Origin of the sequence: Enterococcus sp. AZ103, assembly GCF_051714685.1 — a bacterium.
GTDB classification, from domain to species: Bacteria; Bacillota; Bacilli; order Lactobacillales; family Enterococcaceae; genus Enterococcus_A; species Enterococcus_A alishanensis.
Map to the genome: position 1 here is coordinate 565,021 of NZ_JBIOSI010000001.1, position 21,147 is coordinate 586,167.

At 37.2% G+C, this 21,147-nt stretch carries 23 protein-coding genes; 7 read left to right on the forward strand and 16 right to left on the reverse strand.

Annotated elements, in window-relative coordinates; all coding sequences use genetic code 11:
• Positions 1-22: 22 nt before the first annotated feature.
• The 6 genes from ID741_RS02910 to ID741_RS02935 form a co-directional block, all read right to left on the reverse strand.
• Positions 23-577, reverse strand: coding sequence for a Maf family protein (locus tag ID741_RS02910; RefSeq protein WP_438718978.1), 555 nt, complete (start codon positions 575-577; stop codon positions 23-25).
• A gap of 16 nt (positions 578-593) precedes the next feature.
• The gene (gene mutL, locus ID741_RS02915) at positions 594-2,558 is read right to left on the reverse strand and encodes a DNA mismatch repair endonuclease MutL (RefSeq protein ID WP_438718979.1); all 1,965 of its coding nucleotides are present in this window, start codon (positions 2,556-2,558) and stop codon (positions 594-596) included.
• Between the two features lie 17 nt (positions 2,559-2,575).
• Complete coding sequence (gene mutS / locus ID741_RS02920) at positions 2,576-5,128, reverse strand: DNA mismatch repair protein MutS (RefSeq protein WP_438718980.1); 2,553 nt, start codon at positions 5,126-5,128, stop codon at positions 2,576-2,578.
• Positions 5,128-5,493 carry a YlbF family regulator gene (locus ID741_RS02925; RefSeq protein WP_438718981.1) on the reverse strand — a complete coding sequence of 122 codons (366 nt, stop codon included), beginning with the start codon at positions 5,491-5,493 and terminating at the stop codon, positions 5,128-5,130. The genes mutS and ID741_RS02925 overlap by 1 nt, the downstream gene beginning before the upstream one ends.
• A 3-nt stretch (positions 5,494-5,496) precedes the next feature.
• Positions 5,497-6,291 carry a TIGR00282 family metallophosphoesterase gene (locus ID741_RS02930; protein WP_218326997.1) on the reverse strand — a complete coding sequence of 265 codons (795 nt, stop codon included), beginning with the start codon at positions 6,289-6,291 and terminating at the stop codon, positions 5,497-5,499.
• Positions 6,292-6,406: 115 nt separating this feature from the next.
• Positions 6,407-7,183: an HAD family hydrolase gene (locus ID741_RS02935; protein ID WP_438718983.1), complete on the reverse strand. Its 777-nt coding sequence runs from the start codon at positions 7,181-7,183 to the stop codon at positions 6,407-6,409.
• Between the two features lie 340 nt (positions 7,184-7,523).
• Here ID741_RS02935 and rpsD point away from each other — a divergent pair, with 340 nt between their 5' ends.
• From rpsD to ID741_RS02955, 4 genes are all read left to right on the forward strand, one after another.
• Positions 7,524-8,135, forward strand: a complete 612-nt coding sequence (gene rpsD / locus ID741_RS02940) for a 30S ribosomal protein S4 (protein ID WP_218326999.1) — start codon at positions 7,524-7,526, stop codon at positions 8,133-8,135.
• Positions 8,136-8,298: 163 nt separating this feature from the next.
• Positions 8,299-8,784, forward strand: a complete 486-nt coding sequence (locus tag ID741_RS02945) for a nucleoside deaminase (protein ID WP_218327005.1) — start codon at positions 8,299-8,301, stop codon at positions 8,782-8,784.
• A gap of 134 nt (positions 8,785-8,918) precedes the next feature.
• Positions 8,919-9,461, forward strand: coding sequence for a biotin transporter BioY (locus ID741_RS02950; RefSeq protein WP_438718984.1), 543 nt, complete (start codon positions 8,919-8,921; stop codon positions 9,459-9,461).
• A 63-nt stretch (positions 9,462-9,524) separates the two neighbouring features.
• Entirely contained in the window at positions 9,525-10,256 is a 732-nt protein-coding gene (locus tag ID741_RS02955) for a TraX family protein (RefSeq protein ID WP_438718985.1), read from the forward strand.
• An 11-nt stretch (positions 10,257-10,267) separates the two neighbouring features.
• Here ID741_RS02955 and ID741_RS02960 read toward each other — a convergent pair whose 3' ends face one another.
• From ID741_RS02960 to ID741_RS02970, 3 genes are read right to left on the reverse strand one after another with little or no spacing between them, the layout of a single operon-like run.
• Entirely contained in the window at positions 10,268-10,756 is a 489-nt protein-coding gene (locus ID741_RS02960) for a hypothetical protein (protein ID WP_438718987.1), read from the reverse strand.
• 6 nt (positions 10,757-10,762) lie between these two features.
• Entirely contained in the window at positions 10,763-11,374 is a 612-nt protein-coding gene (locus ID741_RS02965) for a DUF1054 domain-containing protein (RefSeq protein ID WP_438718988.1), read from the reverse strand.
• Positions 11,375-11,391: 17 nt separating this feature from the next.
• Positions 11,392-11,601, reverse strand: coding sequence for a hypothetical protein (locus ID741_RS02970; RefSeq protein ID WP_218327010.1), 210 nt, complete (start codon positions 11,599-11,601; stop codon positions 11,392-11,394).
• 264 nt (positions 11,602-11,865) lie between these two features.
• Between ID741_RS02970 and ID741_RS02975 the strand changes: the two genes are divergently transcribed.
• Together ID741_RS02975 and ID741_RS02980 are read left to right on the forward strand one after the other, a co-directional pair.
• Entirely contained in the window at positions 11,866-12,597 is a 732-nt protein-coding gene (locus tag ID741_RS02975) for an MIP/aquaporin family protein (protein ID WP_218327011.1), read from the forward strand.
• Positions 12,598-12,671: 74 nt separating this feature from the next.
• The gene (locus ID741_RS02980) at positions 12,672-13,379 is read left to right on the forward strand and encodes a demethylmenaquinone methyltransferase (RefSeq protein WP_438718990.1); all 708 of its coding nucleotides are present in this window, start codon (positions 12,672-12,674) and stop codon (positions 13,377-13,379) included.
• 203 nt (positions 13,380-13,582) lie between these two features.
• Here the strand turns inward: ID741_RS02980 and ID741_RS02985 are convergent, their stop codons facing one another.
• Both ID741_RS02985 and ID741_RS02990 read right to left on the reverse strand, forming a co-directional pair.
• The gene (locus ID741_RS02985) at positions 13,583-14,176 is read right to left on the reverse strand and encodes a VTT domain-containing protein (RefSeq protein WP_438718991.1); all 594 of its coding nucleotides are present in this window, start codon (positions 14,174-14,176) and stop codon (positions 13,583-13,585) included.
• Between the two features lie 3 nt (positions 14,177-14,179).
• Positions 14,180-15,067 carry an alpha/beta hydrolase fold domain-containing protein gene (locus ID741_RS02990; RefSeq protein ID WP_218327014.1) on the reverse strand — a complete coding sequence of 296 codons (888 nt, stop codon included), beginning with the start codon at positions 15,065-15,067 and terminating at the stop codon, positions 14,180-14,182.
• A 65-nt stretch (positions 15,068-15,132) separates the two neighbouring features.
• Here ID741_RS02990 and ID741_RS02995 point away from each other — a divergent pair, with 65 nt between their 5' ends.
• Positions 15,133-16,173, forward strand: a complete 1,041-nt coding sequence (locus tag ID741_RS02995) for an acyltransferase family protein (RefSeq protein ID WP_438718992.1) — start codon at positions 15,133-15,135, stop codon at positions 16,171-16,173.
• 29 nt (positions 16,174-16,202) lie between these two features.
• On the opposite strand, the gene ID741_RS03000 is transcribed toward ID741_RS02995, so the two are convergent.
• The 5 genes from ID741_RS03000 to ID741_RS03020 form a co-directional block, all read right to left on the reverse strand.
• On the reverse strand, positions 16,203-17,402 hold the full coding sequence (locus ID741_RS03000; RefSeq protein WP_218327016.1) for an ABC transporter permease: 1,200 nt from the start codon (positions 17,400-17,402) through the stop codon (positions 16,203-16,205).
• Positions 17,399-18,085: an ABC transporter ATP-binding protein gene (locus ID741_RS03005; RefSeq protein ID WP_438718993.1), complete on the reverse strand. Its 687-nt coding sequence runs from the start codon at positions 18,083-18,085 to the stop codon at positions 17,399-17,401. The genes ID741_RS03000 and ID741_RS03005 overlap by 4 nt, the downstream gene beginning before the upstream one ends.
• A gap of 1 nt (position 18,086) precedes the next feature.
• Positions 18,087-19,292, reverse strand: coding sequence for an efflux RND transporter periplasmic adaptor subunit (locus tag ID741_RS03010; RefSeq protein WP_438718994.1), 1,206 nt, complete (start codon positions 19,290-19,292; stop codon positions 18,087-18,089).
• A 3-nt stretch (positions 19,293-19,295) separates the two neighbouring features.
• Positions 19,296-19,778, reverse strand: a complete 483-nt coding sequence (locus tag ID741_RS03015; RefSeq protein ID WP_218327019.1) for a hypothetical protein — start codon at positions 19,776-19,778, stop codon at positions 19,296-19,298.
• Positions 19,779-19,917: 139 nt separating this feature from the next.
• Positions 19,918-21,105, reverse strand: a complete 1,188-nt coding sequence (locus ID741_RS03020) for an iron-containing alcohol dehydrogenase (protein WP_218327020.1) — start codon at positions 21,103-21,105, stop codon at positions 19,918-19,920.
• Positions 21,106-21,147 lie beyond the last annotated feature (42 nt).

Here is a 21,147-nt window from a genome sequence, read left to right on the forward strand (position 1 = left end):
TAAAAAAAATCGAGTTATTTGCTTAGACCTCAAAATTTTTTAACATTTGATTTACTTCACCGACCGGAAAACCGACAATCGCATAATAATCGCCAGTAATTTTTTCAACGAACACGCCAGCTTCATGTTGAATGCCATAGCCCCCAGCTTTATCAATATAGTCATCCGTGTCTAAATAACGATATATTTCTCCATCCGTTAAAGGGAAAAACTTCACCTCGGCTTGCGTTAATTTTTCAGCCATTTGTTCACCTTGACGTAAAATTACTGAAGTATAAACTAAATGACTGCGATTACTTAACATTTTCAACATTTTATAAGCATCAATTCGATCTTTCGGCTTACCCAAAATAATGTCGTCCGCCACCACAACTGTATCACAAGCAATTACTAAATCTTCGGGATGCTCAGCAGCAATTGCGGCTGCTTTTTCTTGCGCCATCTTCATGACATATTCTTTTGGTCCGTATAAATCTTTAACGTCTTCATCGATATCCGCTGGTTGAACTGAAAAATCCGAAACTAGCCAACGTAATAATTCTTGGCGACGTGGAGACTGTGAAGCTAAAATAATCATAAGTTTTCCATCCTTTTTAATGGGGATCTTGAATTCGTTTAAACATATGCTCCATATCTGTATTACTAAAATGAATCAACACTGGACGACCGTGGGGACAATTAAAAGGATTTTCACATTCTGCTAAATCTCTTAATAGAACTCGCGCTTGTTCTGGATTTAGATGGTGATTGGCTTTAATTGAACGTTTACAGCTCATCATAATCGCTGTTGCTTCACGGAATTTTTTTACACTGACACTACCAGTAATCAGCAACATATCGATCATCTCACGAATAATACTTTCTTCTTGTCCGGCAGGATACCAAGTGGGATGTGCTCGCACAATAAAACTATTAGCGCCAAATTCTTCCAAATAAATTCCAACATCTTGTAATAATTCCAACTGTTCCTTTAATTTAATTGCATCACTGTTAGGATAATCTAAAACAAACGGAACCAATAATTCTTGTAAATCATTGCTGACATCACCTATTTTTTCACGGAAGTATTCATACTTGATTCGTTCTTGTGCTGCATGCTGATCGACAATGTATAACCCATCCCGACTTTGTGCAAATAAATAGGTACCATGCATCTGACCAAAATACTCTAACATCGGAAAACGTTCAGTTGGTACTTCTTTATCTAATTTTGTCATTGCTTGTTCGACTAATTTTTCACCAGCCGCTGTATTTAAATCAAATTCAGGATGCTCAAAATTTTCTTCCACTTCAATCTCAGCTTCAGAAAAATCAGTTGACTCATTTACTGGTACCGGTTCATCTGTTGTTTCAAAGACTGGCGTTTTTTCTGGTGCAATTGTCGTTGTTTCTTCAACAGTGACTTTCGGTTGTTCCTGCTCCACATAAAAAATGCCGGTAGTCGGATCAAAACTAAGATCGCTTTTCTTTTTTTCACTCGGTTTTTCCAGCGGCAAGTTTATTTGTTCCGTTTGAATTTGTTCGACTTTTCGTTTAAAGGTCGCATTTTCTGCCACATCAGGGATTAAATTAATCTCTCGTAAAGCTTCCGCGATGCTTTGAATGATCAGTGCTGTTAGTTCTGTTTCTTTTGACAAACGAACTTCTTGTTTTGTTGGGTGCACATTGACATCCACTAACAGCGGATCCATCTCAATTTCAATCACGGCAATCGGAAAACGGCCCACCATTAATTTAGATTGATAACCACTGACAATCGCTTTATTTAATAGGAAATTTTTAATGTAGCGACCATTAATCATGACCGACAAATAATTGCGGCTTGCTCGCGTGACTTCTGGTAAAGAAATATAACCATTCAGTTTAAAATCCAAATCTTCAGCTTTAATCGGGATCATTTTTTTTGCAGTTGCTACTCCATAAATACCGGCAATTGTCTGTTTCAAATCTCCTTGACCACTTGTCGTCAACATTTTATGACCATCATGAACTAAACGAAAGGCAATTTGCGGATGACTCAGTGCCATCCGGTTCACAATATCACCAATATTTGATAATTCTGTTTGTAAGCTTTTGACGTATTTCAAACGGGCTGGTGTATTGTAAAACAAATTTTCCACAGTAATTTTGGTACCCGTTCGCGTAGCAGTTGGACGTTCTTCTTCAATTTTACCGCCTCGTAAAAAGATATACGAGCCCACTGTTTCATCTGCCGTTGCTGTTTCTAAGGTTAATTCAGAAACAGAAGCAATCGAAGGTAAGGCTTCTCCGCGAAAACCTAATGATCGAATTCGAAACAAATCATCACGACTATGAATTTTACTGGTGGCATGACGTTTAAAGGCATTTTTTACATCCTCTTGCGGAATACCTTCACCATTATCGGTAATTTGAATTTTTTTCAATCCGGCTTCTTCCAACAACAAATCAATTTGTGTAGCTCCAGCATCAATCGCATTTTCAATTAATTCTTTTACTACTGAGGCTGGGCGTTCCACCACTTCCCCGGCGGCGATTTGATTGGCTAGTTGTTCTGAGAGTTCTTGAATTTTTGCCATGAAAACCCTCCTATTTTTTAAATCCGTTTTTGCAACTCAATTAATAAAGTAAAGGCATCGATAGGGGTCATATTTAATAGATCTGCTTTTTTCAATGCATCCACTACACTAAGTTCAGCCGTCGAAACTTCGCTAAATAAAGATAATTGCTCATTTTCGGGTGTTTCTTCAATTTTTTCTACCGGACTATCAGCTTCTAGCATAGTTAAAATAGTGGTTGCCCGTGACAATAGTTCTGTTGGCATTCCAGCAATTTTTGCTACGTGAATCCCATAACTCTTATCAGCGGGACCATCCATCATTTTATGCAGGAAGACCACCTCGCCATTTTGTTCTACTGCACCTACATGAATATTTTTTAAATGAGGCAAGGCTTCTTCTAAAACAGTTAATTCATGATAATGGGTTGAAAATAAAGTTTTTGCCTGTACATTTTTATGGATGTACTCGATGATTGCTTGCGCCAATGCCATCCCATCATAAGTAGCTGTTCCACGACCTAATTCATCAAATAAAATCAAGCTGTTGGGTGTCGCATGGCGTAATGCTTGATTGGCTTCCATCATTTCCACCATAAAGGTTGATTGACCGGCAATTAAATCATCACTGGCACCGATCCGAGTAAATATTTGATCAAAAATCGGCAGTTCAGCTTTTTCCGCTGGAACAAAACAACCCATTTGGGCCATAATAACCGTCAACGCCAATTGTCGCATATACGTACTTTTCCCAGACATATTTGGACCAGTGATTAATAAAATCATTTCGTCTTTATTCATTTTAACGCTGTTAGGAATATACTCTTGATGTCCTAAGACTTTCTCAACGACGGGATGACGACCTTCAATAATTTGCAACTCGTGACTGGCAGCTTTCATTTCTGGTTGAACATATTGATAACGTTCACTGACAGTCGCAAAGCTTTGTAATACATCGGTGGCACTGATACTTTTTGCTAATTTTTGTAATTGGGTAATTTCTTTTTTTACTTCTTCTCGGACACCTAAAAATAGATTGTATTCTAAAGTCACCGATTTTTCTTCGGCTTCTAAAATCAAAGTTTCCAGACGTTTTAGTTCTGGTGTGATAAACCGTTCTGCATTGGCCAGGGTTTGTTTACGCTCATAGCGACCTTCTGCTAAATTAGCAAGATTAGATTTTGTAATCTCAATATAGTAACCAAAAATACGATTATAACCAACTTTTAGATTCTTAATGCCCGTTTCTGCCCGCTCTTTGGCTTCTAATTCTGCCAGCCAAGTTTTGCCATTTTTCATCGCTTCACGATATTCATCTAGCTGCTGATTAAAACCATCTTTAATCACATTTCCTTCTGTGATTTGCAGTGGTGCATCTTCGTTAATGGCATGATTGATTAAATCCACCAGTTCTTCCATCGGATTCATATCAACCAATAAGTCATTCCATTCTCCTTGGTTAATCCCTGTTAATAATCCACGAATTTGCGGAACTTGGGCTAAAGAAGTTTTTAGCTGTAATAAATCGCGGCCATTAACACTGCCAAAAGCAACTCGACCTGCAAGTCGTTCTAAATCATAAACTTTAGTCAAGGCTTCTAATAAATCCATCCGTTCAAAATATGCATTCAATAAAGAAGCCACCATTTTTTGGCGAGCATCAATCTGACGTTTTTGAATCAAAGGACGGTCAATCCATTGTTTTAATAATCGTCCTCCCATAGCCGTTTTGGTTTCATCCAATAACCATAAAAGAGTGCCTTGTTTTTTTCCAGTTCGAATTGAACGTGTTAACTCCAAATTGGTTTTAGAGAAATAATCCAATTTCAAGAAATGTTCTGGCTGATATTCCTCAGCTTTTTGCAAGTGACCTAGGCTACGTTTTTGCGTCACGGCTAAATAAGTCAGCAAGATACCCGTAGCTTCTTTTTCCCATTCATCTTGAATATCTGCAGTTAGAAAATTAAACTCGGCATTATCTTCGACCGTTTCCTGAATAGAAAAAACTAGTCCCAATCGTTCTGCCAAATTTTTCTTCAAGGTTTCATCAATTTCAGTGCCTAAGACAATTTCTTTTGTTTGTAGAGCTGTGGCTTCATTCATGACTGCCTCGTTATCGGCTAGTAGGGCAGTTTTTAATTCACCTGTCGATAAGTCTACATAAGCAAAACCAAATCTATCTTTTTTCTGAATTAAAGCCGTTAGAAAATTATTGGTCTTTGCTTCAATTCCTTTACCTTCCATTAAGGTTCCAGGAGTTATTAATTGGACAACTTCCCGTTTCACCATGCCCTTGGCTTCTTTGGGATCTTCCATTTGTTCGCAAATAGCGACTTTATATCCTTGTTCGACTAGAGTATCTATGTATCCTGCCGCTGAATGATGGGGAACACCGCACATTGGAATTGGATCATCAGCGTTACGATTACGACTAGTTAAAGTTAATTCCAATAATTGTGACACATCTATCGCATCTTGATAAAAAAGCTCGTAAAAATCACCCAGTCGATAAAATAAAAAGGCATCAGGATATTGGGCTTTGATGGCTAGATATTGCTCCATCATCGGTGTATTTTTTGTTTTTTGAGGCATTAATACTCCTCCTCCATTGCGTCATTGACTTCTTTTTGAATCATTGTGGTTAAATGTTGTAATAAATCATTGGCTTCATATAAAGCATCCCGATAAGCAACTACTTGTGGATGCGTATCAATCTGTTTTTTCAAATCATCTGCTCTTCTAATTGCTGCTTGTTCGGCTTCTGGTTTGCCATAATGAGCAAACTGAACCGCTTCTTTTTGAGCTGCTTCCATCGCGTCTTCTAGTGCTCGTAAATTTTTATTTTGATCGACTCGCTGTTTTATTTGCTGGTAGTTTTGAATGATTTCATTTTCTTGTAAAAGGTTGGTCAACTGTTCTAAAACTTCATTTACTGCTTGCTCATCTGCTAAACTCATCGCTTACTCCCTAAACGGATGGTCTTCATTAATTAAAATATTTTCAATTTTTTTAGCACGACCATCTTTATCTAAATCAATTACACAGCCGGACAAAACAAATCGGCCTTCTTCTACTACTTCAAAACGTTTTGGCAAAGCTGTCATAAATTTCTCAATCACCGGCCCACGCTTCATTCCTAAAATACCATCATAGGGTCCAGTCATACCCACATCCGTTAAATAAGCCGTTCCTTTTGGTAAAATTCTGGCATCATTGGTTTGGACATGAGTATGGGTACCAACAACGGCAGAAACTTGCCCATCTAAATACCAACCCATCGCTTGTTTCTCACTAGTCGTTTCTCCATGAAAATCAATAAAAATGTATTCTGTCCGCTTGCGAGCTTCAGCCACCAATTCATCGGCTTTTCTAAAAGGATCATCCAAATCGTTCATGAATACCCGACCTTGCAAATTAATTACCGCTAGTTCTAATTCATTTATTTTAATAAACACAATTCCTTGACCTGGCGTTCCTGCTGGAAAGTTTGCTGGTCGAATCATTTTTTTTGCATCACCAATAAATTCAAAAATATCGCGATTATCCCAAGTATGATTGCCTAAAGTCACCACGTCGACACCATCTTGTAAAAACTTTTTATAAATTTTTTCAGTAATCCCCCGACCGCTAGCTGCATTTTCGCCATTGACAATTGTTAATTGCGGATGGTATTTCTTTTTTAACCGTGGTAAATATTCTGTTATGGTGTTACGACCTAAAGAGCCTACAACATCGCCAATAAATAATAAACGCACATCTTTTCCTCTTCTCTAGTTAACTTCTTGCCCCATTATAAAGGTTTTTCTTTTTAAATAAAAGGCAACCAAAAAAAGCAACCGAGTGATTAACAAACGGCTGCTCTTACTTTACTTAAACTAATTCTAACTCTACTAATGCGTTCCAAATACCATCATGGTCATTTGTGTCGGTCACAATATCCGCGGCCGCTTGTACGTTTGCACTAGCGTTACCCATCGCCACACCGAAACCAGCTGTCCGTAGCATTTCAATGTCATTGTTACCATCACCAAAGGCAATCACATTTTTTTGTTCAATGCCAACTTTTTTTGCTAAAGCTAAAATGGTTTCTGCTTTAGAACCTCCGCGAGGAACAATATCCACACTATTTTTATGCCAACGAACGAATCTAAATTCTGGAAATGCTTCTTTAAACTCGGCATCGCTTGATTCATCAAAGTATAAACAACCTTGATAAACATTATGTTCAGTTAAAAAATCTGGATCTAATGGTGGTAGCGGTCCACCAAAAGATTTCATCGCATCTGATAGTAAAGGGAAGTTGTAATCTGTCACACGTCCCACTGAATCTAAACCAAATAAAACCGTATCAATTTGTTTTGAACTAGCGTAATCAATCAAACGTGTCAAAGCCTCACGATCTAATAGATGTTGATAGACTTGTTCATGCTCTAAGAAGGCCGCTGAACCATTACAAACAACATAATTACCACAAGCTAGTTGATGAATCACTTCGTTAGCTAATAAACGAGAACGTCCTGTTGCGATTGTTACTAAATGTCCAGCTTTTCTTAATTCACGAATTCCTTTTAATGTACTATTCAACGGTTCCTTTTGACTATTTAACAACGTACCATCAATATCCAATGCGATTAATTTTCGTTCCATCATTATTCCCCATTATATGTATTTACCTAGATAGGCAATTTCCATTGTATGAAATTTTAAAGCAGATTGCAAAATATATTGTACAATAATCTTTATTATACCCCGATAAATCTGTTTCTTTTAAAGAATATCCTTGACTCTCCACTAGAAAATCGCTTATACTGGAACTTGTGTAAAATAATGCAGCAGAAAAGTAATAGCCCGTCCCCAGTTTCTTGCCGTACTCGGTTCAATTGCGTAACCGCGGCTGCAAAGGTGAAGATTGAAGAAGGAACTGCACGGATATGAATTTTTCAACGGATTATTTTACTCCAAATAAACTTATTGGAGGAATTTTTCAATGTCTCGTTATACAGGACCATCTTGGAAACAATCTCGTCGCCTAGGTATTTCATTATCTGGCACAGGTAAAGAATTATCACGTCGCCCATATGCACCAGGTCAACATGGACCAAACAGCCGTGGTAAAAAATCAGAATACGGCTTGCAAATGGCTGAAAAACAAAAATTACGTTTCACTTACGGTTTAAATGAACGTCAATTCCGTAACATGTTTATGCGCGCTAGCAAAATCAAAGAAGGTAAACACGGTGTTAACTTCATGATCTTACTAGAACGTCGTTTAGATAATGTTGTTTACCGTCTAGGTTTAGCAACTACTCGTCGTCAAGCTCGTCAATTAGTAAACCACGGTCACGTGACTGTTGATGGCAAACGCGTAGATATCCCTTCATACGAAGTGGAAGTTGGCCAAGTTATTGGTATCCGCGAAAAATCTAAAAACAATTCTTCTATTAAAGAAGCAGTTGAATCAGCTTTAGGTCGTCCAGCTTTCGTAAGCTTTGACGATGAAAAATTAGAAGGTTCATTATCTCGTTTACCAGAACGTGAAGAACTAAACCCAGAAATCGACGAAGCCCTAGTCGTAGAATACTACAACAAATTACTTTAAGATTTCATGCAAAACATCCCAAATCCTCTCGAGGATTTGGGATGTTTTTTTGTTTTAAAAATATCTGAAATATTGCTGTTTATTATATCGGATATTATAATAAAAGAATTCAAACGGAGAAAGTTTATAGTTCCAAATATCTATACTAGAACGGAGGCTTATCTTGGAAGAACGAGTGAAACATCTTCAGTTTTTAAAAAGAGCAATTGAATTGTCAAAAAAAGCACGAGCACATGGAAATACGCCTTTTGGTGCACTGTTGGTGGACGACCAAGGAAATATTCTATTAGAACAAGAAAATATTGAAATTACGGAACATATTTGTACTGGACATGCGGAAACGAGTTTAATGCAACGCGCTTCCCAACAATATGACAAAGATTTTTTATGGAATTGTACAATGTATACGACTGCCGAGCCTTGTGCAATGTGTGCTGGTGCCACTTATTGGACTAACGTAGGTACAGTTGTTTTTGGGATGACTGAAAGAAAGTTACTGGAATTAACTGGCAGTAATGAACAAAATCCTACCTTTGATTTGCCTTGTCGCGATGTTTTTGCAAAAGGACAAAAAGAAATTACCGTCATTGGACCCTTTCCCGAAATCGAGAGAGAAGCTGCGGCTGTCCATGAAGGCTATTGGCAATAAAATAATTGATCCTCTCTCGCTATTTTTTTAGCGAGAGCTTTTTTTGGTTATGAAAAATTAAAAAAAATTTTCTTTACATATCGTTAACCTTATTTTATAATTTGGTTAACGTTTTTCAGAAAGAAGGTTATCATTTGAAATTATCCACTCGGGAACTTGTATTAGCAGGATTATTTGCTGCAATAATTAGTATTTTGTCACAATTTACCATTCCTTTAGGCACCATTCCCTTAACTTTACAAACTTTTGCAGTCGGTTTTGCCGTAACTTTGTTAGGGAAAAAAACTGGTACCATTGCTGTACTTATTTATTTATTACTAGGATTGATTGGCTTACCTGTATTTGCTGGAGGTAATGCTGGATTTGCAGTCTTATTTGGACCGACTGGTGGCTTTTTAATTGGTTTTATTTTTAGTGCCTTTGCTACTGGCTGGATTCTTGAAAAAACGCATTTAAATTTTTTCAACGCTATTTTGGCAAACTTGGTGGGTACTTTTATAACGCTACTATTTGGCGCTGCCTGGTTAAAAGTTAGCGGCAGTATGACTTGGACCGGAGCTTTCGCCGCTGGCTTAATTCCTTTTATTCTCCCTAGTATCATTAAAGCTTTTGCGGCTGGTTATTTGGCTGTAATAATTGGACGTAGACTAAGTTACACTCGGATGCTTTATCAATAAAATTTTGCTCCTGCTTTTGTAGCGGGAGCTTTTTTCCTGTAAAATACTCTACAGGAGGTTGTCATGTCTAAAAAAATTAATGGGTTTCACTTAAAAATTATTGCAATCATCGCCATGACCTTAAACCATATCGGGACTGGTTTTCATTTGGGTCAGTATTCTCAAGCCGGCTACTTTTTCACTGAAACAATTGGTAAGCTGACTTTTCCCATCATGGCGTATCTACTGGTGGAAGGATTCCACTATACCCGTAATCGAAAAAAATATGCTTTACGGCTAGCGGCTTTTTGGCTAATTTCGATTGTTCCTTTCCAGCTGCTTTTTCATCCAACTCAGCCTTTTTTAGTTACCAGCTTAGTGAATAATATCTTCTTTAGTTTGTTGATGGGCTTGTTGCTGATGATGGTCACAGAAAAAATCGAGAGCTCTGCTATTCGCGGTTTGTTAGTTTTCCTTTTTGCTTTTGCGACAATGGTATCTGATTGGTCAATTATTGGCGTTCTGATGATTTACGGTTTCTATCGGATCAAGGATCCTAAAAAGAAAATCATTATCCCTGTCCTTTATACGACTGCTGGTTTAGTTTTTCTATACTTCAGTGCCTATTTAGTTGAGCCGGCAACAGTACCGTTGTATATTGTCCTCTCGGGATTAGGTATTTTATTAGTTATTCCGTTGCTACTTTCTTATAATGGTAAGCGAGGATACTCGCCAGCTTGGGTAAAATGGGGGTTTTATCTTTTTTATCCAGCCCACCTATTACTATTAGTCTTGATCCGTTTTTGGCTAAGTTAAAAGGAGCGAATTTATTTCGCTCCTTTTTGATATTTCTGTAATTGTTGCGATTGACGTCTTTTACTAGATCGATAGATTACTTGTAAAATACCAGAAACAATCAATACTAAAATAAGTAAGATAAACAGCTGCCAAGGTAACTCAACTTTGAACTGTTCCAACAAATCATTGGTAGCGGCAATACCATTCAATAGTCCCGCTATCGCTACAAAAAACCAAGCAGTTGCCTTGTTCATAAATGGCTGCATCACAAAAAAGTTTTTTTCACTATCAATACTATCTCTCAATATCCGCTTTATTCGTTGCCGTTCCAAAAAAATTTTATATGGTGGCAGCAACCAATACCAAAGAGAAATATCTGGGTACTTCTTCCCTTTTTTCATGAAACGCCTGAGGGCTTTTTTTTGTTCCGTAATTTCTAAAACGCCTTGGTACATCGGGAAAATGAACAACAACCAATCTCCTAAAAAGGCCAATAATGCCATCACTTGATCTTTCATGCTTTTCTACTCACTTTCAGTGCTGACTAATTGATAAATAGGCAATAATGCTTGATAAGTTTCTAGCATATATTTTTGTGCTTCCTCCGGTTGCTGCCATAACTCGCTTTCTTTCGGAATTATTCGTCCAATTTGAAACTCACCTTTTTTAACATCACGAAAACGAATCAATGTCTTTTCGATATTTTCAATTGTTGCCGGTAATACTTCTGGCTGAGTATGGTCTTTTGAAACGACAAAATCAGCTGGTAATTTCGTAAACAACTCTAAATGATCCAGCATTTTTTGGGCGATTACTTTTTCGTTTTTTGGCTGATCAATCAAAGATAACCACATAAATACATACTCCGGCCAAATACCTAATTGAAAATGAGGCTCCATTTTATAACCGCGTTTTTTTCGACTAATGGCTGACCATGTATTTTCTGGAGGATAAACACTACGACGACGGTGCTGAGCGATATGAATATACAGCTCCTCGTTAATTACAGGTTCCAAATTAACTTTAAAATATTCATTTAGTGTTTGAAAAACTGGCTGGATTTGACTGCGAATAACGGTCATTCGTTCATCTAATCCGTCCACTTCGAAAACTTTAAAACTTTCTTGATTAAACATTTATAGACTCCTCCAACTTATTTCTGATTTCGACGATACAAATAGTATAAACTCCCAAACAAAAAACTCAATGCTAACCAAATACCTAACAAACTGACTAAAAATAAGCCCTTATTACCAATTAAACTGGCAGAAAAGTTAGGTTGAAACAGCAATCTGCGACCTATGACCAATAATAAAATAATCAACAAAAGGACGGCTGCTTTTTTAAGTGAATTGAAATACATGAATGTCTCCTTTTTCTTCCATTATAGGCTAGAGTTTTTTTATCGGCAAAAGTTTTCATTGTTTTATTTATGAACATTTTTTCACAAAATTATTTATTCTTTTACGAAAACGTTTTTTTATCCGATTAACTCTTTGTTTTACTCTTCACCTATCATTTTTTAATTGTTTTTTTATATATTTTTATTTGCCATTGGCGTCAATAAAGCTTATAGTATAAAATGGAATTTTCATAATATTTTCATGATTTATTTTAGGAGGAAAAAATGGATTATTCACTGACAACGCGCTTAGCAGCCGAATTTATCGGAACAGCGCTTTTAGTAATGTTAGGTAATGGCGCAGTAGCAAATGTTGACTTAAAAGGAACTAAAGGACACGGTAGTGATTGGATGCTGATTGCTGTCGGTTATGGTGTCGGGGTAATGTTACCAGCAATGATGTTTGGTGCGATTAGCGGCAATCATATTAACCCTGCGTTTACTTTAGGTTTAGCAATGAATGGATTGTTCCCTTGGGCAGAAGTTTTACCTTATATTGGTGCGCAACTTTTAGGAGCTTTCATCGGACAATTAATTGTGGTTATTACTTACAAACCTTATTTTGATCAAACGACGAATCCTCGTCATATTTTAGGAACATTTTCAACAATTGACAATACCGACTCAAAATTATTTGGCTTCATCAATGAATTTGTCGGTTCATTTATATTATTTTTGGGCGCGTTAGGAATAACAAAAGCTCCTTTCTTCCAAGACAATCTGGGAACAGCTCATTTGGCTTTAGGTTTCTTAGTTTGGACTTTAGTTGCCTCTTTTGGCGGACCAACTGGACCAGGTCTAAATCCTGCCCGCGATTTTGCACCACGGGTTTTACATGCTATCTTACCATTGAAGCACAAAGGTAGCTCGAATTGGGACTACGCTTGGGTACCAGTCGTTGCACCAATTGCTGCATCTATTTTAGGTATTTTCATTTATAAAAGTTTATTCATGTAGTCTTAGGATTTTCCTAAGGCTTTTTTATTTGCTGTCATTATGATAATTTTAATAAAGAAAAAGGAGTGACGCAGATGGCTTTAACCAATCAAACTTCAAAAAAAGAAGTCAATCAAATTTTTGATGGGATCGCTAACAATTACGATAAAATGAATAACCTGATAAGTCTTGGCATGCACGACCGTTGGCGAAAAAAAGCCAATAGTAAACTTGATTTAGTTGAAGGGGCACAAGTTTTAGATGTATGTTGCGGGACCGGTGATTGGAGCTTGTCTTTAGCCGAAATGGTAGGAGCTACTGGTAAAGTGACTGGTTTAGATTTCAGTCGTGAAATGTTAAAAATTGCACAGCAAAAAATAAAAGTCAAACAATGCAAAAATGTCACATTAATAAAAGGCGATGCCCAACAACTGCCTTTTCCTGATGATAGCTTTGATGCTTGTGTGATTGGCTTTGGATTACGAAATGTTCCTGATGCTGGATTGACTTTGGCAGAAATGCGAAGAGTCGTCAAACCAGGCGGAAAAGTCATTGTCTTAGAAACCTCGCAACCGCAAAAAATTGTCATTCGTTTCGGGTGGAAATTATATTTGGAAAAAATCATTCCTTTAATGGGCAGCTTGATTCATCAAATGTCGGCTTATGATTATTTACAAAGCAGTACACAAAAGTTTTTGACTCCCGTTGCCTTAGATAAATTATTCCTGCAACAAGGCTATCAAAAAGTACAGCATCAAAGTCTAGCTTTAGGTGCTGCTATGATTCACACAGGAGAAAAATAAAAAAGCCCCAACACCTAAATGTTGGGGCTAAACCAGTATCTAAAAAGATAGAAAAAGATTTCTCCACAAAAACTTTTTCCGACACCCTGCAAATCCGGCAGGTGAAATAAATTTCGTGTGCCTCTGGGTAAACGAATCAAAAATGATTCATTCGGCTCATCGCATGAAGCTAATATTAACAGATTGCCCAACAATTGCAAGCTTTAAAAAGCTTTATGTATGATATAAACAACTAAATAGCCATAACTAGCTACCGACCAAATTTTAAAGGTCAAAACAATCTGCAAATAATTTTTCAGTGGTAAATCTGTCATCCCGGCAACCAGACACATAATATCATCTGGTAAAAACGGAAAAATAAAACAAACAATCAGTGTTCGTTTAATTTTTTTTTCGTGTTTTAAAAGTCCCGTTTCAAAAGTTTGATAATTTTTTGGCGATAAAACAAAGCGAGCAAATCTTCGCCCAAATCGACGGATAAGTAAGAATAACAGCACCTCACCCACCACTAGTCCAATGTAGCTATAAATAATTCCCGGTAGATTGCCAAACATCCACATCCCTACGACGGTCGCAATCCCCCCAGGTAAAAATGGAACAATCGGCTGAATCACTTGGATAATAATAAAGACTACTACCGCAAAATTGCCAAACTGTTTAATAAAATTTTGTAAATCTTTCGCAGTAGTAATACCGCTGTTACGAACATATAACAAAATTACCACGAAAGCGATCAAGCCAATCACTGGCAATATTTGAATCAGCTTCTGAGACCATTTCGTACTCCTTGAATCCATCCATTATTTCTCCTGTTTCTCACTAAAAAATTCACCGATTTGATCGATGTAAGTCAATGATTCTTTTAGGGGATAAACCACAAAATCATGCATCATATCGGGAACCACCGTCAATGTCATCTCTGTATTTTCACTCCGTTTAATTCGCTCTTGCAAACGTAAAACATCAGGATATAAAATTTCATCCGTTCCAGCAATTACAAACAACCGACCCAAATCGTCAAAATTGCCATAAATTGGTGAAACCCGCGGATCAGTCACTGCCCAAGTTCCAGCATAGTTTTCCCCAGCTTCAGTTAACAAGTCTTTTTCTAACAAAACATCTTTTTCTTGCAATTCATTAGATCGCGGATCACTAACTGTTGCATCTAACCACGGAGAAACCAAAGCAATTTTTTCCGGACGCTGTTCCAAATCGATGTCCCGTAATAATTGTGCCAGACTCATTGCTAAACCGCCACCAGCCGAATCACCAAACAAATAGAACTTGTCATCTGGATAGAGAAAATTTAAATGACGAAAAGCTTTTTCTGTCAACGGTAAAGTTTTTTCAGCAGTATTTTCTGGTGCTAAAGGATAGTCAAAATAGCTGACCTTTAAATTATATCTTTTTACAAAACGTTCTTGTAAATTTTTATGAAAAGGTGAAGCTTCTAAAGCATAACCGCCACCATGCAAATAAAAGACGTGGCGCTTCGTCGGATGGGCCGGTAATAACGTAATCAACTGATGACCATCAAGACTTTGAACCTTTTGCGGAATATCGATCCGCTTTAATTGTTTGGCGATAATATTGCGGCGCTTAGGTGGATCAATCATAGAGATTCCTACAATTTTTTTCATATTTAAGACTTTAAATAAGCCTTTAACAAATTTAGCGGAATAACGCATTGCATACCTCCTGACAATCAACTAGAGTATTTTTTAGCCGCTCGTGCTAAAATAGTAAAAGAAAAATGTTTCTTCATTTTACCATACTATTAAAGGGGAAAGGAGAATCTGCTATCGAAAAAAATGGACGGGATTTGTCGTTTGATAATATTCGTGGTGTCTTAATTTCGTTGGTTGTTTTAGGACACGCGTTAGAATATTTTCGCTTAGATAGCCCGATTGGTGAATTTTTTTACGTCTTTATTTACCTATTTCACATGCCAGCTTTCATTTTTATTTCTGGCTACTTTTCAAAAAATTTAGCTAAGGGGCGAAAAACTGCGGTTGAAGCTTTTTTAATCCCTTATTTATTATTGAATTTAGTTTTAAGCATTATTTTATTACTGATGGGTAAAATTCAAGCCATCATGATACTAAGCCCTGGATGGACCCTCTGGTATTTGTATTGCATGTTCATCTGGCGATTATTATTGCCAGATTTAGTGAAGGTGCGGCGCATTTTATTGTTAAGCTTTATCGTTGGTATTTTTTCTGGGTTCCTCACCGAATTTGGAACGTATATGGCCATGGCAAGAACATTAAGCTTTCTGCCTTACTTTTTAGCCGGTTATTATACTACTTCAGAAAAAATCGCCCGTATTCGCAATATTAAATGGAATAAGCCCATCAGTGTCGGCGTGATTATCGCTGGTATTGTAATTGCTTATTTCTGGGTGCAAAGTCATCTACCACCAGAAATTTTATGGGGCGATCGCGCTTATAATCTTTTTACCTTACCGCTGTATCAAAATTTAATTGCCGATATTTTATTGTATATTGTTGGTTTTGCCTTTATCTTTGCCTTTTTAAGCTTGGCTAATAACAAACCCCACTTTTTTTCTTCTTGGGGGCAAAAAACCTTGGCAATTTATCTGTTGCATATTTATCTCGTCGCACCCTTAGTCCAATTTACTCAGAGTGTCCGTAATCCTTGGATCCATCTCGGTTTGATCGTAGCTGGTTCTGCCGGTATTTTATACATTTTATCGCGACCAAAAGTAACCGTTACCTTAAACAAAACGATTGCTCGTATTTTACATTTTATTATGCCCGAAAAAAAAGAGTAGCTGATGAATTTTTCATCAGCTACTACTTTTTATCTTAAAATATCAATTAAATCTTTCTTAGCTGCTTCTGATGCTGGCATAACTGAGAAGATTAACCCAATTCCACCAGAGACACCAACTGCTAACGCAACTGTAAAGAAGTCTACTGAAACAGAAATATCCATTGCACTACCAATTGCATAAGCGACAATCATACCTAATAGATAGCCAATAAAACCACCTACTAAAGTTAAGGTCACTCCTTCTAGTAAGAATTGCGTGCGAATCGCACCTCGTGTAGCGCCTAAAGCACGGCGAATTCCGATTTCCTTGGTTCGTTCAGAAACTGAAATGTACATCATGTTCATAACACCGACACCAGCAATAAATAATGAAATACCTGCTACGGCACTAATGAATAAAGTAATCGTATTTAAAACACTACTGATGCCATCCGTCATCATCGCCATATCAGAAACACTGTAGGTTCCTTGATCTCGCAGGGCACCATTTTTTTCTAAAAGTTTTACGGCTTTATCAGTTACTTGAGAAGGTTTGGCTGCTGAATCCAAAGTTAAAACAACCGCGCTAGTTTCTTGAACGTTTTGGAAGAATTTTTCGTAGGTTTTTTTAGGCATCTCAATGCTGGCTTCCTCTGCCGAAAACATCGTCATCCCCGCACCTGTCGGATACACACCAACAATCGTATAAACCTCCCCGTTAATTTCCAGTCCACGACCAACGGCAGAATTTGCATGGCTAAATAAATCCTTGGCCGTATCGGCATCAATTGTAATTACTTTGTTGCCCACTTGATTATCATAACTAGTTAATTTACGACCACTTTGGACACTTTTCCCATTACTGGTAATGGCACCGATTCGTTTATTACGAGTTTTCCCACGAACATTAATATCTTGATAGATATATTCCAAATCTGTTTTAGGATAGCTAACTTTTTCCACACCATCAATTGTCTCCAACAAAGAAAAATCTGAACTTTGAATCAAATCCATATTGGAGTAATATAACGCTGGATCATCAGGTGCAAATTGTAAATTAATTTCAATTTCTTCAGACTCGTTAGGTGTCAAACTTTCAATGGTATCTTTTTCAAAACCACGACCGATTGACAAAATTGCTATTACCGCCGCAATCCCAATCACAATCCCGAACATTGTTAAAGCACTTCTTTTTTTATTTTTAAAGATCGATCCTAGAGATGACCGCCAGTTTACATAAAGTTTCACTCATGAATCACCGCCCGATCTTCAATAATTGCCCCGTCACGAATACTAATCAGACGGTCACAGTAAGGAACAACCTCCGGATCGTGGGTCACTAGAAAAATTGTCGCACTTTCTTTGCGATTCAACTCACGGAAAAGTTCCATAATCTCAGTTGAGGTATGCGTATCTAATGCACCGGTTGGCTCATCAGCAATAATAAAACTAGGCTGATTTATCAAAGCCCGCGCAATTGCAACCCGCTGTTGTTGCCCCCCAGAAAGTTGTTTGGGATGTTTATCAGCTTTATCAGCAATCCCAACTTTAGCTAAAGCATCCATAACTCTTTCTTTAGTCTCATGAAACCCGTAGCCATTATACAAAAGTGGCAATTCAACATTCTCATAAACGGTATTATTTTCAATTAAACTAAAATTCTGAAAGACAAAACCGACGATTTGATTCCGAACTTTTGATAGCCGATCATCAGAAGAAGTTACTAAGTTTTCTCCTTCAAACAAGTATTCGCCGTCAAATTTTGTATCAATAAAGCCCAATGTGTTAATCAAAGTCGATTTACCCGAACCAGATGGGCCCATGACAGCAATCATTTCACCAGCTTCAACCGACATATTAATATCTTTTAAAACATGTAGTTCCTCTTCATCATTGCGGTAATACTTGTTAACGTGTTTTAATTCAATCATTTTAGTTCACCGCCAATGTTTGACCATCAGAAATCTCACTATCGGGATTTGACACAATACGGTCATTTTCTTTCAAACCGCTGACTACGATTAAATAGCCGTCTCTATCTTCTGTTTCGACTTTTGTTCGTTTCGCTTTGCCATCTTTAACTAAATAAACGTATTGTTCGTCGTCAGCATTTACTACAGCTTTTCTCGGCAGACGAATCTCATCGACTGGTAAAGAAATTTGTACATTGTAGCCATACTGAAGATTTTCAGCTGGTTTTACGGTAAAGCTATAATTTGAAACACTACTACCAGAACTTGCTTGTGTTGTAGTAGCTGGTGCCTGTTCAGGTAACTGCCCAACTCGAGTGATTGTCCCGGCAATTTCTTGATCGGTTACATTCGGACGAATGATCACACTCTGATCTTGTTGCAAACGTGAATAATCATATTCTGTTGCCGTTCCTTCGATTGAAACTTCATCGCTGATCACTTGAACAACTGGTGTCGTAGCATCATTTTTTCCTTTTTCATTGACGTAGACCTTACCAGCTGAATTACTAGTCACCGTTTGTGTCACTTTTTGTTGTGCTTGAGCGACACTTTGGTTAGCAGAATTAAGATCAACATTAGCTAGATCCAATGCTTGACGAGCTTGTAAAACACCATCTTGTGCTGTTTCCAATGATGCTTGATATTGGTCTCTTTCTTGCTTGTACATTTCTTTTTGAGTAGGGTCACTCGTCACATTATAATTATTAGTAGCTTCGTTTACTTGTTGTTGTGCACGGGCTTGTCGCGTTTGAGCTGCAGCTAAACTTTCTTGGGCACTTGTAACTGCTTGGGTCAACTTAGCAATCGTTTCGCTTTGTTGTTCTGCTTGGTTTTGATATTCTTGATTTTCATAAGTTAATAAAACCGTATTTTCTGCAATTTCTTGTCCATCAGTTACATTAATCGTAGTAATTTTTCCTAAACTTTGGTCCATATAATAATCTTGAGTAGTGGTTGCTTCCACCACACCTTTAAAGGTCAGATCATCTGCTTTTTTCAGCTCCACAGTATCATAAGTGTCTTCTGTGGTTTGACTGCGGGTCTGAGAGAAGATTACAGCCCCAATCAACAAGACTAATAAAACCACTCCCCCGATGATACTGTAACGAATTTTTTGTTTTTTCGTTAATGGTTTTTTTAATGATGGTCGTTTAATTTTTTTCATGTTTTACTCCTCTGGTTCAATTTTAAACAATTGGATGATTACAATGACTGCTGGGACTAATAAAATAATTTGAAAAATAAGACTAGGAAGCACTGAAGCAATTGAAGTCTGAGCGCCAGTAATATTCACATTTGGTTGTGTTAAATAAGTGATTACAGTATTGATTATGCTCCAGCCGATCTTTAAATAATATGGCCATTTAGCTGGTGCATTGCCTTCTTTCAATGTTTTGTTTGCTCTCACAAATAAAATGACAATCACAATTGATATTATTACACTAACAATCGTAATCACTTTTGTCATGGGACTTTGGAGGTATTTATACAATATTTCTCCAGCACTACCTAAACTGTAATACATATCACGATTAGGATTTATTACTGTTGGTAAACCTATCAAACTAATAATTGTTACAATTAATTCGATTACCAATAAAACCATATTCCAAGTTTTTACCTTTTTTAAATGTTTTTGCAACTCTTCCATTTATAAACTCCCCTTAAAAATATTTAATATTTTCCTATTTTACCACAACATTCTCGTTAAAAATAATCAATATTCAGACAATAAAATAAAGATAACAAAAAAACAGACCCCAATTTGAGATCTGTTAAAATTTATTTGCTTATTCGAAGTTTCTTTCTACTAAAGATTGGCGTAAAATTTCTTCCACAGCAGCTTCATCTAATGGTACATAACCATTTTTATCAATGCTACTATGAGCTACAGCTTGTTTGGCCATCAAACTAAATTTCTCATCATCAATACCAACTTCTGGTAATGTCATCGGAATTTTACATGCCTTAAAATAATCATATAACTTTTGAATACCCATTCTTGCAGCCATCCGATCAACGCTTTCTTCAACACCGAAAACATTACGGGCAAACTGAGCCAATTTGCCAGCTGTTTGCTCATTTAAGACATATTCCATCCAACGAGGGGTAATAATTGCTAAGCCGATCCCATGCGTAATATCATAAAAGGCACTTAATTCATGTTCAATTGCATGACACGACCAAGACCCTTGTTTTCCATTACCAGTCAGGCCGTTTAATGCTAACGAACTTGCCCACATAAGATTTGCTCGCGCATCATAATCATCTGGATATTTCAAAGCGATTGGACAATTTTTTATCACTGCACGCATAATTCCTTCAGCTACAAAATCTTGCACATCGGTTCCCTCAGTTTTATTAAAATAATTTTCAATTAAATGACTCATAATATCAGCCGAACCTGCTGCGGTTTGATATTGATTTACGGTAAAGGTATTTTGTGGATCTAAGAAAGAAGCTTTCGGCAACATCGATGGACCGGCTGTTCCTAACTTTTCCTTGGTTTTCCAGTTAGTAATTACAGCATTAGTATTCATTTCCGAACCTGTCGCCGCCAAAGTCAAAATCGTCACTAAAGGAAGTGCTGGACCTGCAAAACCTTTTCTTTCCAACACTAAATCCCAAGCACTGCCTTGATAGAAAGCTGCTGCCGCAATTACTTTAGCAGCATCAATAACAGAACCGCCGCCAATCGCTAAAATCACATCAACCTTTTCTTGACGACAAATTTCTGCTCCTTTTTCAACCGTTGTCACCCGTGGGTTAGGTTCAACACCCGCTAATTCAAACACTGTATTGCCGTTTTCTTTTAGTTCGTTAGCCACTTTATCGTACAAACCATTTTTCTTAATACTACCGCCGCCATAAACAATCAGAACTCTTTTCCCAAATTCGTTTAATACTGTTGGCAGTTCGTCTAAGCGATCTTTTCCAAAACGGATATCAGTTGTTACATGAAAATTAAAATTTTCCATGGTTGTTGCCTCCTCTTCAAATTGAAAAACTGGATTCATTGA

Excerpts from the sequence above, each read along its gene's own strand:
- ID741_RS02970 (WP_218327010.1), bottom strand. The coding sequence starts at position 11,601 with ATGTATTTCAATTCACTTAAAAAAGCAGCCGTCCTTTTGTTGATTATT.
- ID741_RS03010 (WP_438718994.1), bottom strand. The coding sequence starts at position 19,292 with ATGAAAAAAATTAAACGACCATCATTAAAAAAACCATTAACGAAAAAA.
- ID741_RS02955 (WP_438718985.1), top strand. The coding sequence starts at position 9,525 with ATGTCTAAAAAAATTAATGGGTTTCACTTAAAAATTATTGCAATCATC.
- ID741_RS02935 (WP_438718983.1), bottom strand. The coding sequence starts at position 7,183 with ATGGAACGAAAATTAATCGCATTGGATATTGATGGTACGTTGTTAAAT.
- ID741_RS02910 (WP_438718978.1), bottom strand. The coding sequence starts at position 577 with ATGATTATTTTAGCTTCACAGTCTCCACGTCGCCAAGAATTATTACGT.
- mutS (WP_438718980.1), bottom strand. The coding sequence starts at position 5,128 with ATGCCTCAAAAAACAAAAAATACACCGATGATGGAGCAATATCTAGCC.
- ID741_RS03020 (WP_218327020.1), bottom strand. The coding sequence starts at position 21,105 with ATGGAAAATTTTAATTTTCATGTAACAACTGATATCCGTTTTGGAAAA.
- ID741_RS02965 (WP_438718988.1), bottom strand. The coding sequence starts at position 11,374 with ATGTTTAATCAAGAAAGTTTTAAAGTTTTCGAAGTGGACGGATTAGAT.
- ID741_RS03005 (WP_438718993.1), bottom strand. The coding sequence starts at position 18,085 with ATGATTGAATTAAAACACGTTAACAAGTATTACCGCAATGATGAAGAG.
- mutL (WP_438718979.1), bottom strand. The coding sequence starts at position 2,558 with ATGGCAAAAATTCAAGAACTCTCAGAACAACTAGCCAATCAAATCGCC.
- ID741_RS02980 (WP_438718990.1), top strand. The coding sequence starts at position 12,672 with ATGGCTTTAACCAATCAAACTTCAAAAAAAGAAGTCAATCAAATTTTT.
- ID741_RS03015 (WP_218327019.1), bottom strand. The coding sequence starts at position 19,778 with ATGGAAGAGTTGCAAAAACATTTAAAAAAGGTAAAAACTTGGAATATG.
- ID741_RS02975 (WP_218327011.1), top strand. The coding sequence starts at position 11,866 with ATGGATTATTCACTGACAACGCGCTTAGCAGCCGAATTTATCGGAACA.
- ID741_RS02995 (WP_438718992.1), top strand. The coding sequence starts at position 15,133 with ATGTTTCTTCATTTTACCATACTATTAAAGGGGAAAGGAGAATCTGCT.
- ID741_RS02985 (WP_438718991.1), bottom strand. The coding sequence starts at position 14,176 with ATGGATTCAAGGAGTACGAAATGGTCTCAGAAGCTGATTCAAATATTG.
- ID741_RS02990 (WP_218327014.1), bottom strand. The coding sequence starts at position 15,067 with ATGCGTTATTCCGCTAAATTTGTTAAAGGCTTATTTAAAGTCTTAAAT.
- ID741_RS02960 (WP_438718987.1), bottom strand. The coding sequence starts at position 10,756 with ATGAAAGATCAAGTGATGGCATTATTGGCCTTTTTAGGAGATTGGTTG.
- ID741_RS02925 (WP_438718981.1), bottom strand. The coding sequence starts at position 5,493 with ATGAGTTTAGCAGATGAGCAAGCAGTAAATGAAGTTTTAGAACAGTTG.
- rpsD (WP_218326999.1), top strand. The coding sequence starts at position 7,524 with ATGTCTCGTTATACAGGACCATCTTGGAAACAATCTCGTCGCCTAGGT.